The organism is Chryseobacterium indologenes (assembly GCA_016025055.1).
Classification (GTDB): Bacteria; Bacteroidota; Bacteroidia; order Flavobacteriales; family Weeksellaceae; genus Chryseobacterium; species Chryseobacterium indologenes.
This window is the reverse complement of sequence record CP065590.1, coordinates 3592314-3606373: the sequence shown is the minus strand read 5'-3', so window position 1 is coordinate 3606373 and position 14060 is coordinate 3592314. Positions and strand designations below refer to the sequence as shown.

General features: G+C 34.3%; 13 protein-coding genes and 4 pseudogenes. 3 read left to right on the top strand and 14 right to left on the bottom strand.

Annotated features, from left to right (window positions below):
• Positions 1-39 precede the first annotated feature (39 nt).
• Both H3Z85_16580 and H3Z85_16575 read right to left on the bottom strand, forming a co-directional pair.
• Positions 40-2691, bottom strand: a pseudogene (locus tag H3Z85_16580) (hypothetical protein).
• On the bottom strand, positions 2691-4292 hold the full coding sequence (locus H3Z85_16575) for a hypothetical protein (protein ID QPQ50966.1): 1602 nt from the start codon (positions 4290-4292) through the stop codon (positions 2691-2693). Before H3Z85_16575 ends, H3Z85_16580 begins: the two are co-directional and overlap by 1 nt.
• Before the next feature lie 169 nt (positions 4293-4461).
• On the opposite strand from H3Z85_16575, the gene H3Z85_16570 reads away from it, so the two are divergent.
• The 3 genes from H3Z85_16570 to H3Z85_16560 all read left to right on the top strand — a co-directional run bounded on the left by H3Z85_16570 (position 4462) and on the right by H3Z85_16560 (position 5723).
• A complete protein-coding gene (locus H3Z85_16570; protein ID QPQ50965.1) occupies positions 4462-4773 on the top strand; it encodes a helix-turn-helix domain-containing protein in 312 nt (103 codons plus the stop codon).
• Positions 4754-5053, top strand: a complete 300-nt coding sequence (locus H3Z85_16565; protein QPQ50964.1) for a helix-turn-helix domain-containing protein — start codon at positions 4754-4756, stop codon at positions 5051-5053. Before H3Z85_16570 ends, H3Z85_16565 begins: the two co-directional genes overlap by 20 nt.
• A gap of 271 nt (positions 5054-5324) precedes the next feature.
• Positions 5325-5723, top strand: a complete 399-nt coding sequence (locus tag H3Z85_16560; protein ID QPQ50963.1) for a response regulator transcription factor — start codon at positions 5325-5327, stop codon at positions 5721-5723.
• 25 nt (positions 5724-5748) lie between these two features.
• Here the strand turns inward: H3Z85_16560 and H3Z85_16555 are convergent, their stop codons facing one another.
• The 12 genes and pseudogenes from H3Z85_16555 to H3Z85_16500 form a co-directional block, all read right to left on the bottom strand.
• The gene (locus tag H3Z85_16555; GenBank protein QPQ50962.1) at positions 5749-6324 is read right to left on the bottom strand and encodes a hypothetical protein; all 576 of its coding nucleotides are present in this window, start codon (positions 6322-6324) and stop codon (positions 5749-5751) included.
• A 3-nt stretch (positions 6325-6327) separates the two neighbouring features.
• Positions 6328-7139, bottom strand: a pseudogene (locus H3Z85_16550) (hypothetical protein).
• Positions 7136-8020: an AAA family ATPase gene (locus H3Z85_16545; GenBank protein QPQ50961.1), complete on the bottom strand. Its 885-nt coding sequence runs from the start codon at positions 8018-8020 to the stop codon at positions 7136-7138. Before H3Z85_16545 ends, H3Z85_16550 begins: the two are co-directional and overlap by 4 nt.
• Positions 8021-8022: 2 nt before the next feature.
• Positions 8023-8532, bottom strand: a complete 510-nt coding sequence (locus tag H3Z85_16540; protein QPQ50960.1) for a hypothetical protein — start codon at positions 8530-8532, stop codon at positions 8023-8025.
• Positions 8533-8537: 5 nt separating this feature from the next.
• Positions 8538-9520, bottom strand: a pseudogene (locus H3Z85_16535) (nucleotidyltransferase).
• A gap of 427 nt (positions 9521-9947) precedes the next feature.
• Positions 9948-10754 carry a PRTRC system ThiF family protein gene (locus tag H3Z85_16530; GenBank protein QPQ50959.1) on the bottom strand — a complete coding sequence of 269 codons (807 nt, stop codon included), beginning with the start codon at positions 10752-10754 and terminating at the stop codon, positions 9948-9950.
• A pseudogene (locus tag H3Z85_16525) lies at positions 10754-11477 on the bottom strand (PRTRC system protein B). Before H3Z85_16525 ends, H3Z85_16530 begins: the two are co-directional and overlap by 1 nt.
• On the bottom strand, positions 11474-12637 hold the full coding sequence (locus tag H3Z85_16520) for a hypothetical protein (protein ID QPQ50958.1): 1164 nt from the start codon (positions 12635-12637) through the stop codon (positions 11474-11476). The pseudogene H3Z85_16525 and the gene H3Z85_16520 overlap by 4 nt, the downstream one beginning before the upstream one ends.
• A gap of 17 nt (positions 12638-12654) precedes the next feature.
• Positions 12655-12873 (bottom strand): PRTRC system protein C, encoded by a 219-nt coding sequence (locus tag H3Z85_16515; GenBank protein ID QPQ50957.1) that lies wholly within the window; start codon positions 12871-12873, stop codon positions 12655-12657.
• Between the two features lie 11 nt (positions 12874-12884).
• Entirely contained in the window at positions 12885-13502 is a 618-nt protein-coding gene (locus H3Z85_16510; protein QPQ50956.1) for a PRTRC system protein E, read from the bottom strand.
• 12 nt (positions 13503-13514) lie between these two features.
• Complete coding sequence (locus H3Z85_16505) at positions 13515-13697, bottom strand: 3-isopropylmalate dehydratase (GenBank protein ID QPQ50955.1); 183 nt, start codon at positions 13695-13697, stop codon at positions 13515-13517.
• Positions 13698-13715: 18 nt separating this feature from the next.
• A complete protein-coding gene (locus H3Z85_16500) occupies positions 13716-14057 on the bottom strand; it encodes a molybdenum ABC transporter ATP-binding protein (protein ID QPQ50954.1) in 342 nt (113 codons plus the stop codon).
• Positions 14058-14060 lie beyond the last annotated feature (3 nt).

The following is a 14060-nucleotide window of genomic DNA, read 5'->3' as shown; positions in this document are numbered from 1 at the left end:
TGGGACGCTACCAACCCAAAAGTTATCCGATTTTTTAACTTACAAATCGGTGCATATAAAAGATGAGAGTTTTAGAGGTAAATAAATTTCGTCTGGACTGTGTTTTATGTAATCTTCTTTATCATAGTCCCACATAAAGCCAGGTCTGATTAAAGTAAAATCGTTTGTTTTATTTACGTACTGAACGTAGCTATAACCCCAAGGCGATTTGTAAATAATTTGCCCGTTAACTGCTGATGTATCAAAGTTCTTATCTTCAATCTGTTCAATCACTTTTATAAACGAAGGACATAGTCTTTCGTAAAATATCTCTAAGTTTTTTTCAAATCCTTTTGTTCTGTTTTTCAGCTCGGAAATTCTAATATTAATTTTGGATTTTAATTCTACAAAATTGCTATTGAAATCATCTACATTCCTACAACCTAAATAATGAAGTGCATTTAAAGCCATAGTAAAAAAGTAATGTAATTCATCATCTTTCCATCGATTGTTAATTAAGCAAACAATTGTATTTATGAGTGCCTCTTTTTTTAGTTCCTCGATTTTCTTTTTTGTATAGTCAAATTCATACGCTTTAAATCCGCTTCTTGCCAGCATCAAAAAGTCGCCAATTAAGTTTAAACAACAACCCTTTACATTGTTATTGTCATAATCGTCTACAAATGGTAAATAACTGAAAAAATGGTGCGTGTCTTGTTCGTCATACTTTGCAGATTTCCCTCCGTATTCACTTATCAACTCAAGAGCGATTAAATATTTAGTCAAATCTGTAAGTGTAGGCCTATATGTTTTTGGTCGACTATTCCCATAGAGAATTTCTTGTTGGTAATTGTAAAGGTTATCAAAGTAGTTCATCAACTTTCTTTTTTCAGATTTAAGAATGACAAAAGAGAGGTTACGAACCGTTGCCACTTCTCCTTCCTCATTTCCATTTATGTTGCCTAAATCGTCTTCTTGCTCATCAATACTTATATCAGCTTGTTTATTTGTTGAAATTCCATTTAAATTGATGAACTTCAAAACATCTAAAACACGTAGGGAAAGAGAAGAGAGTAGAAGGTTTTTTTCAAATCCAGAATTTTCTATTGCTTTATAGGAAGAGAGATCGTAAAGTTTTTCAGGTTCTTTGTCATCATTCAGCTTTGTAAACGTGCTTCTCCTACTATCTAAAAAGCTGGCTCCTGTCTCATTTTCTGTTTCGTCAAAGATGGCGTAATGCAACAAGTCAAGAACTTTACTTAGTTCGCCATTTTGAATTTCGCTATAAATTTTCTCAATTTCCTCTGTTTTTGGGTTAGGATGCGTTTTCGCCAAAAGGAAATAATCGGAAATTAATAGTTTATTTGAGATAATCCCATCATTAACATTTGTCAATTGCACATATAGGAAACTGCCTAATTCTAAATTGACTGTTATTTTTAGCTCTTTCGCATAATTTGAGAAAGTTTTGGAATACAAAAATCGGTTTTGTTTATCGAAGAAAACAACCTTGAATTCATCGGTATAAGTTCCAGTGGAATGAAGTATAAATTCATCATAAATCAACTCTGCACAAAGCAACTGTACTTTAAATTGATTGTTCTTGATTATAGTTTAATAAATTGACTGATTTGTAGTCGCTGTAAATTCATCAAGGCTTTTACTATTGCTTGTTTTCAGTTTTATGCCTAATTGATTTAATAATCCACCTTTTTCTGACTGAATAAGAAGTGAAACTTCTGCATTTGAATTTTTGCCCAATAATCCCAATCCTGCAGGTGTAATATTGGCACTACCGAACAAGCAAAATTCTTTTCCATTTTTTGTCTTGAAATGAATAATCTTCCCGTGAAGTTTTGATTTTGAGTTTCCAGATTTTGCATATTGGATTTTGCTTACGCCTGCATCACACCAATCGTAAAATGTAAACGCTTTGCTCACTTGCATTGCAGAAGGGATTAAACCACTTTCATCCAATATGACTTTTACTATGGCTGAAGGAAAAAGAGAATTAAGTTCTTGCAATACTTTCCCATTTTTGTCATAATATGGAGAAATGGTAGTTATTTCTACTACTTTCTCATTGCTAAGATGTTTTAAAAGTTCGTTCCAAATAGAAGTTGTTTCAGTATTAAACAGGAAAGCAACCTTCTCTTTTTGCGACGTTTCGAAAAATTGAAATGGTTTTGTCTTTGGCAATTCATTCAGCCATTTAGAATGTTCAAGTATCCATTTTGTAGTTTTTTCATTCATCTGTCCTTTAACTGACGATGAAAGAGTTGATAGATAATCCCAAGCTGACGAAAAGACTGATGAATTTTCGGTTGAACGAATATCAAAATGAAATGCTCCCCAAATCTCATCATTGTTGCCATTTCCAGAATTTGTAAGGTTTCCAGAACCAACAATAAGCAATCCTTCTTTTTCACCAAACAACATCCAAATTTTTGGATGGAATACTGACTTTTGAAAAACAGGATAAAGTGAATAACCGGCAGAAAGTTGCATTTCTTCTCCTGTCGCTTGTTGCATTAACTCTGAATAATAATGTCCATCAATAAAAACGTTGATGTTTCTCACGCCACAAGAACGCAACCATTTCATTGCTTTCATTTCAAAAAAATAAAAGTCAAAGCTGAAGGTAGTAAGAATTGCAGAATGATATCTTCTGCTTCCTATCAATGTTAGTATGTTTTCTCTTTCTAGTATCATCAGTCAATCAAAAGTTTCTTATGTAATGGCGATAAAACCCTTTGGTCGTTGATTACCTGTAAATCAAACATTATGTTTTGCAAGGCGTTCATTCTTGGCGATGTGTTTCTTGGAGGAAATGTATCTATGAAACGGATGTATTGTTCCTCAATAAAAAATTTGTGAGCAGCCTGTGAGCCGTTGCCCATTTTTCTGAGTGCAACCATTGAGTGCCTGTAAATAATTTTGCGTAAAATAAATTGTTCAACAAAATCTTGAAGTGTATCGTTTTCTGCTGTGTGAACTGTCAAGATACCATCAACCATATTCCCATCCCTTTCTATCTTTTTTCTGCTCATAAATTCTTTCAATGGATGAAGTTGCTCTCTATTATTTTTGAATATTTGAAGCAAAAGAATAAAGCCATATTTTGCTACTATAACAGGGTCGTTTGTTCCATCAATTTCCTTTTTGATGTTTTCCTCATCTTCTGTGTCAGGGGTTAACTCCAAAATTTCTGCAAGTGAACTTGTTGGCTCTGTAGCTTGCTTTAGCTCTTTGCATATTTCATTTGTAATACTGCTTGAAAATTTCTTTACAAACAATGGTAGATATTGGTCTTGTTGGAAATCGTAAAGATGTTGTAATACAGCCCAAAACATCGTACCGCAACTGTACTGCCAATACTCATTTAATTGATAGCAGTACCAACCAATATTAGTTTCCGTTTCAGGATAACCATTTGTTCCCAATTTCTTTCGGTAACTTTCCAATAGAAATCTATACCAGTCGTAATTATTTTCATTTTTAACAGCTGTATTTAAGAGCGACAAAATTGTTTCCCTTCTGTGAAAAGTAAAACGTTCTTCCATTTCTTGACTTGGATCGTCTTTGTCCAAAAGCATTTCTACATATAGTTGCCATTCGGCATTTTCTGTTTGTACCGTATCAATCGCAAAATACTTTATCAGTTCTGAAATATCATCTTGGTAGAGTTTTCCTTTTTTGATATTAATATAAAATAACTCTTTTATTTGTGGTGACAATGATCCTTCAAAAGCCTCGGCTAATTGTTTCCCAGAAACTTTTTGTCTTGGGTGTGGTTTACTAATGTTGTAAATAACATCTCCATCATCATTTATTGCTGTAATAATTAAGGAAAGTGCCTGCATTGCTCCGTAATAATATTGTCCGAATGCACCGGATGGATATTTCCAATAAACATTTTTATCGGTATTGTCCTTGTCTGCTCCTTCGGCTAAGTCAAAATAAGTTTCCTCAGCTGTATTTATTAGGTTTGAAGCAAAGTTACTTCCTGTTATCTGTTGAACTCCTTTACGCTCGCTTTGCATAATTATGGCAATCATCAATTCAGCTCTGCGGATAAAACGATATTGTTCTTTTGAGTTGCCTTTCTTCTCGGTCTTGAAATAGAAGTCTAAAAGCCAACAATAAAACCCATAATAACGGAGACGATTAGTCAAATTGGAAATTCCAGGCAACATAGTGGCGTAAGTCGCTTCTGAGGTTGTTTGAAGGCCTAACGGGTCAAGTCCAGTGATTAGACTTATTGATGCTCCCCAAAACGGATAATTTGAATTGCCTTTTTGTAATACTGCCATTTAAAATTAATTTATCAGTAACCTATATTCTTCAAATTTACAAAATAAACTATCTTGAAATTTATATCGTGGCGACAAATACTACCTTTCAACGCCAATCAATACAACATTTTCCAAGCCTTTACAAATCCTTGATAAATTCCACTTCCACAGAAAAATTGAGCAGATTATGGAAGTTATTGCAATACAAAAATCCACATTGGACGGAATGAAGAATGAACTAAAAGCACTTTTAGAAATGACCGAAAATGCTGTACGGAAATATACTCCAATTTTCAAAGAAGAAAAGTGGCTCGATAACCAGGAAGTGTGCCTGATGATGGATATTACCAAACGGACTTTGCAGACCTATAAAGACAAAGGGCTATTGCCATATTCCAAACTGAACCGCAAAAATTATTATAAACGCTCGGATGTACTGTCTTTGCTCGAAGCTGGACACCCCTACAATACCAATGACAATGAATTTATTGACGAATGAAGCTGAAGAAGTAATCGAACAACAGCAAATGATAATGCAGTTGAGAAACCGTATTGAAAGCATATTAAAAAATTATCGTCCTGTAATGAACGGAGAAATTTATTTGTCGGGCGAAGATGTATGCAAATTGCTACATATCAGCAAACGGACTTTACAGCAATACCGTGATGATAATATCCTGCCGTATATTCAGATCGGTGGCAAAATTATTTATAAGGAAACAGATTTGATGACAATATTGGAGCAGAATTATATCAATCACAAAACAAATTCAGGCTAAGCTTTTTGTTGCATTAATACATCTAATAGCAAGAGTTTAGTATCTTTGCTATGTAAAATATAGAAATACTTAAAGTGTTTTTGCTTTAAGTCCCACATTGAAAACTGGTAATTTTTAGACAACGGGACGATAAGGAAGAACGCTCATGCCATAGGCGTGGGCGCTCGCTTATTCGTTGTCGGGTATACCAGTACCTCAATGTGCGGTAAGTGTAGTTGCCTGCGCTTTCTTTTTGTGCAGGGCTACATCAACTTTAAAAAAGTATGATGATATGGAAACTGGTACAGCACAACAAAAAATTACACTCGCCTTTATCAATGATAAAAGCCCAATTTTAGATTTCATTTGTAAAGACCTCATTGCTTCAGGAACTGAAGTCTTATTTCGTTCGGAAAGCATTGAAGATGGACTATCACAATTATCTTCATTAAATGAACTCCCGAAAATTTGTATTATCGACCTTGATTTTTACAACAAGAATGTTTTGGTTGAACTTCAAGAATTAAGAACAAAATATCCAACAATAAAACTGATTGCACATAGTGATATTGATGATAAAAAAGTCGGTAAACCTCTTTTAGACATTGGTTTTGCAGGTTATCTACTCATTGGTAGCGATGCAGATGATTTTAAAAGAGCCATTGACCAAGCTGTCTATAGCTCTAACTAATAATATGAATTTTATAACAATTATTTTACTTGAATATTATTTTATAGAGTTCAGTGATTAAACTCTCTCTTCTTTCAAAATCACAGTTTACCGTAAAAAAATGAGATTTAATACTTTCCAACGTAAAATCTTGATAGATATTTATTTCCTTATTGAATACAGTAAAGGTTTTACCATTTAAACTGTAAATATCTATACTCGAAAAGTCTGGTCTAATTTCTAAAAATGCTTTCTCACTTGGCCTTTTTAGTAAATAATCATATCTTTTTTTATCAGAATCCCATAAAACTTGATGACTCCTTACAAAGGATTTTGGAAACTTACTTTTTACAGCACTTAAGATTAATTCATCAAGCTCGTCATTTGTAAATAGCTCTTGTTTAGGATAATCTAATAATCTTTTTATCTGATTTGGCTCTGGATCATCGTTAAGCTTATAATCACTCGTAATTTGACGATCATAAATAATAACACCAATAGTAATTTCAACACCAAATTGGTTTGTTGAAACAACACTTATTTCTTTAACAATTTTCCAATCTTTTTGGTCTAAAAGTTTAATTGTAATTTGTTCGTTTGATTTGTTTTTATCAGTATTCATATATTATTCCCATTTTAAGTTTTGAGCATATTTAGTATGGGGTGAGATTTCAAACATATACTCCTTACTATTTAAACTATGTCCAAGTGTCTGTATCAAATCGTCAGTTACCCAAATAAATTTGTTTGATTCTTTTTCTAATTTTAGTTTTTCTAGAATTGGTAATTGTTCATTATTAATAACCAAATCAAAAATTTCAAAAATAAATATCCCTTTACCCCCGCTATCTAATTTGATAATTGGAGATTGAATCTTTTTTTAAATTCATAATCAATGAAGCGAAATTGTCTCCAGGGTAAAATGTCTTCTGAGATTAATTCTTCACAAAACTCTCTCCATGGAGAAATTTCCCTATCCTTTTTTGAATCGAACCATTTAAGAAAAGAGATTACATTTTTTCCCCTAACATAAACTCTCAAATCATTTTTAGCTATTCCTTTTTCTGTTTCAAACTTTCTGTCAGGTTTTACTTCTAATTTTTCAAAAATAGCACTACTACTAGGTAATGTTTTATAACATCCACCTACTGGCTGATAATAATTTCTGGTTCTACTTTTTACTAGTAAATACTCATTGTCAACTTTAATTCTGTACAGATACGCAATTGATAAACGAAAATCTTTTTTGCGGTGCAAAATTTGAGTATTAATAATTAATATTAGTTGTTTATAATTATCTATTAACCAACCTGAAATCAATGTTATTAAAGAAATTATACCTGCTCTTGTAAATGGAGAATGCCAAAAATCATTGTCAAATAATCCAATAATAATAAGTAAAATAGGTATGGTATATTTTATGAGATTATCTTTCATATTATTTTTGGACTTGGATTTAATTGAATGATTGTTTCTTTTACCGATTCAAAGTCCAATGCTTTTGAAGGAAAACATTTAGATACTGCTTCAGGTAAGACTCTCAATCGAATGTCTGAAAAAGAAAAAGCTAAACCATTATTATGTTTTTCACCAGTTAAATCTGCTAAAGTTTCTAATTCTTTATCGTTTAATCCAATTTCTCCAATTGATTTTTCAAACAATTGCTTTCTCTCATCAAAAGTAGGTCTCTCAAATTCTAATATTATTGCAGCTCTTCGAATAATTGCTTCATCCAGAAAATGAAGTCTATTTGTTGACATGAATAAAATAGCTCTACCATTTAATTCTCTTAATTCGTCAATTTTTTGAATTAATGTATTAACAGCTGCCTTTTCTTCTTGATGCATTTGCATAGTTGACCTAGTTGAGGCTATAGCATCAGCCTCATCAATCAATAAAAATGCAATTCTTCTTTTTCCCGCTTGATTTTTTAATTCACTGAACGCATCATTTACCAAGTTACCCATTTGACCATGTAAACCTTCTCCTCTTACTCTTGTACTTAGTTTGAGAAAAAAACCGTCTTTTTTAAGTTCTCGTAACATTCTATCTGCAATTGCTTCAGCGGAAATTGTTTTTCCGGTACCTGCGTCTCCAGACAGTATAATTAGCGGATACTTCTCTTGAAGCTGAGAAATAATCGGTAGCTCTACTTTGTGAAACTTTTTACTCCATTCACTTAATCCTTCTTGATCAAGTAATAATTTTAAGTTAGAAAAAATTCTATCGAATTTTGAATCAAAACCAACTAAGTTCTTTGCTCTTTCTTGTATACCCTTGTTAGGTAATTCAACTATATTGTCAAAAATATTATTCATAGCTATTTGTAATTAGTTTTTTTTAATTCATATCCTTTGCTAGCATATAATTGAGCATTTGAACTTTGAAGACTGGGGAATGAATTATCAATAGAGGATGCCGTCCATGATAATTTAAAACCTTTTGAAAAATTTTCTTTTTCTGAAGCATTTAAATTTTTCCATTTTTGAGTATATGCCAAAATGACTGATAATCTTGTATTTGGAATGTCAGTCCAATCATTATTCTTACCTGCTCTTTCACTTTCTGTAGATGTTCCAAGAGAATTCACAATAAATTTTGAAGCTCGAATTACTCTTTCTGTCTCGCTGTTTAGTAATACAACATCAACTGAATATAAATATTCATTTTCAGCCAATAAAAGTATGTCATAGAATAGTTTATCAACATATTCCATTGTCCATTTTCCAGTTCTTCGTGCAATTGTTCTAATATCAGCTTCACAGCCTTCAAAGGTTTTTCTTATATCTAAAACTGTATAAGTGCTGGTTTTTGTAGTTGTTCCGTACATAGGCATTAATCTAAATTAAAAGTTGGTCCGAAAACACGTTTCCATTCTTGAATAGTGTCTCCTTTATTATTTTTTGATTCGGCAATATTTAAGGTATCAAAGGCATCTTCAGCTTCTTCAATAATTTCATCCCATTTGTTTTTATCAAGACGTTTCACAATATTGTTCTCTTTGTTTGTATTATCAGCAATGTAAATAGGTGAGTCATAATTGCCAGGAATTGATTTAATTGAATCTTTAAATTCAATTATGGGAAATGATGGATTACTTACGAATTGAAAGAATCGAATTACACCTTCTTCAATACTTTCTTCTATACCATAGTTCTCATCTAAATAAGCAACAATTAATTCAATTGAAAATGATGATAAACCTGGTTCGTTGTCTGTAGGCTGCAATTCTTTATAATTTTTCCACCATTTTATTGTTCTAACAATGGAGGTGTAAGATGGATTTTTTTGCCTTTTTTCTAGTGAAAAGCTTAATTGTTTACTGATACTTGTTATATATTTTTTTCCACCGCGTCGACTTGGCTGCCAAACATATTCGGCTATATCTTGTAGTGGAACAACAGGAACAATGTCAACTTGTAAACCTGTTCCACTAAAGGAAATTGTTATTGATTTTGTATTTCCTTTAGCATCAACATCTCTTTGAATATCCTTTTGTGGATATATACTTTTTAAATAAGAAACAATATAATCATATAATTTGGGTAGATCATTATGAATTTCTTTATCTCCAGAAATAAAGAGTACCAAATCTATATCTATAGGGTTTTCTCCAGTAGGTTTTAAAATTGTATGCTTTTTCCACGAACCAGCAATAATGTACTTTTGAACTTTTAATCCGTGACTATCATCTTCAGCAATTTTTTTTCTAATTTTTCTTTCAAATTATTGATTTGATCTCTGTATTTACCCATATTTTCAGGCTGCAGTTTGATCTTCTCAATAAAGTTTTGTAAATCTTTATTTGATAACTTCATAATTTTAGTTTTTATACATCTTTATATATCAAACAGTTGCCCATTTATTTGGTTCAGACTTTTTGTCAGTTTAAGTTTGTTATTAGCTTAAATTGTCTACTAAATTCATATTGCTGCTAAGCTGCTAAATAGTAATTTTCTTCGAAATATTTCTATCCGAAAAACAGGTCATAAGCGATCATTAATCAGGCGACGTTCTTTTGCTTTTCTTTGATCGCTGTGTGGAAAGAAAAGAAGTCAATACTAAATACAGCAAATGGGATAGCGAATATCCCACGTAATAATTTAGCAATCTGTTTGGTAAAATGTAAGGAAAGGCAATTGTGTAGTGGTGCATTTTGACAAAGTGGTTGCATCCGCTTTAAACCGCAAAAATGCGTTTCCGACCGTAGCGAGGAATTGCATTTTTGCCACCCAAATTTTCGGGTCAGGCGACTTTTATCGGGTGGGTGCGGAAATCTTTCAGATTGTGAAAAAATCCCCTGTATTCGGTCATTCCTTTGCGAAACAAGTTCCACAATAACGAACAACCCATTTGTGTCAATGATGAATTGATAAACAAATCTTGGTGTTCCAACGCTTCGGCAAGTGAGCAACTTGGCGTGTTGTCCTCTTGTTCGGATTGCTTCAATAGTTCGCCAAATTCATCGGTAACAAATGGCAGGCTTGCCACCGTTTCGTACTTTTCAGAATTTGGTTGTTTTATCTCTCCGATAGTAGATAGTAGCACTTGTCCTGTATCTTGGCTGTTGCCAAAATCTAACCAATATTTTGGTTCGTCTTGATAATGTCTGCGGTAACTTATTTCTTTAAGAATTTCAGCAACACCAAACCTCGCCTGTACATTATCCACACAAGTAATGGTAATGGTTACCCTTGCTTTTTCGGGTGGTCTGCCAAAATTATCTTTTTCAAATTTTACCGTTTCGGCTTTCCAATTTGTTCCTGCCCAACGGTTACAACGATTGACTAAAGCAACGGATTTGTATAATCCTGTTTCACTTTCTGCAAAACGCTGTCTGCCCAAATTGGCACTCGTGATAACATCATCGTCCCAAAGGCGGACTTGTAACCCTGCGTGTCCCAACGCAATCAAACTTTCGTTTATTTCCATTAAAGCAGTCAATACTTTTGAGCCTGTGCCACCTGCCCCGATAAGGTTTACCGAAATCGGATTGGTAGGATTGAGCAGGTAATTATCTGTAAAATGAACTGCGGTTTTTGCTGTATTCATCACAATAGATTTTTAAGGATTTTGTTGTTCTTTTTCAATACTTCTTTAGGAAAGGGTTTATCGGTATTGATAAGGTCTTTCCAAAGGTTCACAATGTTTTTTTTTCGTCAAGTTTTCGCATAATGAATGACTGAAATAGGACTTGAAAAAATAATGTTCCCAAGCCTGTAGAAATTCCTCAACCGAAGCCGAATTTTTAATATCAACACTCACCGTACCCATACAAACATTGCCTTTCTCGTAGATATTGAAGTAAGGTGCGTAATGCAATGGCGTTTTCTCGGTGGGTCTTCTGTCGCTTGCCAAAGCAAATAACGTAAGACTGCTTTTGCTTGCCAACCAAAGCATTGGCGGTACTTGTGCCATTCCGCTGGGTATGCCCAAACTATCCACAAAATACAGTTTCCGTTGCTGTGTTTTGGTGTACCAAAGTACCGTACCTTTTTCCGCATTTGGATTGATGTGTAAGATATTGGTCGGCAAAATTCCTTTTGGTTTTAAAAAAGCTTGGTTCTTTTCTTCATCGGTCTGTAAGGACTTTGCTAAAATATTGGCTTCTTTTACAGTTAATGGATGGGCATTGATAGGCGTTCCGTTGATGTCCATATCAAAATGCTCAACATACATATCGTTTTCAGTTCCTTTGGTTTCATAGAAAACCAAAGCAGATTTCGGATGGTACAATGTGCCAAAATGGTCTGTTATATCTGTTGTTGTATTCATTTTTCTATCGTTTTGTATTCGTATAATATTCCACTCAAATCATTCAATAAACCAAACAAACGGTTCTCAAAATCAAGATTGGCTGTTGGTATTTCGCTTCCGTCAAATCGCTTGGAAATAGTAGGTTCTTCCATTGCTCCGTACTCGTTAAATTCATTGTTGATGGTATCTGAAAGGCTTTCGTATAACCAGCCTCTGGTATCTGCAATAAATGAAATGTACTTTTCCATTCCGATTACTTCATTTTCGTCATCATCATAAGGGTCTTTTTCGGGCAATGTTGCGTTGCTGAAAATAGTGGTGTTCGGATATTCTGTACAAAGGGCAAACGCATTACAAGCCACTTGCCAACATTCCTTGTCGAACATATCAACACTTTTAAATCGGTTCAAACGCTGTTCAAATACCTTTAGATTAGTTCGATTAAATAGCTTTTGTTCTATTCTATCGCCAATGTATTCGGCATTTCTCAACTCACGTTTGTAACTTTCCGTTTCGTCCGTTTTCTCGTCCTGTTCCACCCAATCTTTGTGCATTTCATATAACCAATACAGATAGCTGTCTTCCTGTCTGTAATACGGCACATCGGCAATATGGTACAGATAACTACATACTGATAATAGAAGCGGTGCAGTCTTTTTACGCTTCGGGTCTTTGAGCATTTGAAATAGTGGTATAATTGGAATATAATACAAGGTCGTACCCACATTGTACCTTTCCTCGCTTACGAAAAAGGTTTTCTTACTGTCCTGTACCAATTTGAAACTATCCCAATTTTTGTTGGTACGTTTTACTTTGGTTTCCATATCCCACATAGCCAATACGATATTGTAGGGAAAACCAAAATCCTTGGTCTGTGTTGCCTCAATGTTGTAATGCTCGGCAAGTTGGGAAAGGGACTTGTAAAAATCCCTCTCCGTTTTCTGACAAGCCTGTACGGATTTTGCTGTTTTCAGTTTTGGCAGAAACGTACACTTTAGAATACCATTGGTAGCATTGCTATTGGTACGGATTTCTGCTTGTCTTTCTGCACTTGGTTTGCGTCCTTTGGTCTTTGTAGCCAATTGGCGAACTCGCCCAACTGTCGGTGCAATTGCCGTTGTCGTTTCTGTTCGGGTATGCTGATAGTTCCCGATATGATGTTGCGTTGCATAATTCATTGTTTTAAAATTTTGGTTTAACCTTTCGTTCCCATTACGCTCTCAAATTTGTACTCGACTGCATCGTCTTTTATCTGCGGTGCAGATGCTTTTGCCGTAGTCAAAATCGGGTACATATTGGCGTAAAAATTCATTACGGCTTCCACGCTCCAACGTGGTTCGGGGTCGGTCAGTCTTATGTCCTGTCCTTTATCTTTGAGTATAAAAACTCTTTCTAATTGCGTTGCTAATAACATAATGTTCTGTTTTAATGATTACTATTCTTTTCATCTTCGTCTGTTTCATCAATAGGATAATCGGCAGTAATTTCTTGCTCTATTGGTGGTTCGGGTTTTGCTTCGTCCATTGCTCCGAAAAGGCTCGGTGTTGCGAATTTGTCGGATAATGCTATTTTGCGTTTGCGTATCTCGTCTGCTTTTTCGGGAAACTCCGTTATATCGGGAACTTTTATCCACGCTTCACGGAATTTGCCCTCTTTCTCCAACTCGTCCGCCTTTGCCATTGCATCTTTAAACTTCTTGTCTTTGACTTCTTTTTCTTTTTTCTCTTTTTCGGTTTTTGCTTTCTCGATTGCCGATTGTGCTTTGGCTTCATCAAGTTGCTTTTGAAATTTCTCCATATCCACCATTAAGCCCGATACCTTTTGTATAGGTGTGGTTATCTGCTCAAAAAATCCCTCGTCAAACTCCTGGGGTGTGGCGTTAAAGGTCAATGGTGGAATTAGATTTTTTGCACTATCTCCGCATTGTTCGTTATTGAGCAATACTGTTACAATTAGGTTGCTTTCTATTCCTTTTGAAATGTTCAGTTGTAATACTCCTGTAAAGTCCAACTGCTGTATCTGATTGAAAAAATTGGTGTTCATCGTTCTTAAATTTTAATTGTTATTACTTTTTTCTTTTTTAAGTTTCTCGTGCATATCTGCCCAATATTCCTGTCTTTCCTTGTCTGTTTCTGTTGGTGGGTGGTGCTGATATTCTTTATACCAACCTGTTTGTTGAATAGCTTTTATGAGGTCGGTAACTTCAATCCAATTCCCTTTTTTATCTATGATTTTCATCGTACTTGGCTTTAAGTGTTATTTGCTGATTTCCGCTATTTGGTCAATCCTGCCATAAATGATACTTCTAAGACTTGTTTTATCGGGAGCGTTGTATTCTGCCCAACTACCGTACTGCTTTACGATATAGGATTTTAAAACATCCTCAAATCCAAAGCGATAACCCATAAGCGGTACAGCTCTTTTGAAATAGGCGTTTCGGTTTACTGCTTCTGCAAGCCAATTTTTTTCGGCTCGGTTCAATTTTTCGCCTTTGTTCAGTTTTTCCCTTAATAAGTAAACCTTTGCATTTTGCAGGGTTGCCAATTCGGGTACATCGTGGCGTACAAACTTTGTGGCTATTATTGTTACTATTTCCATTGC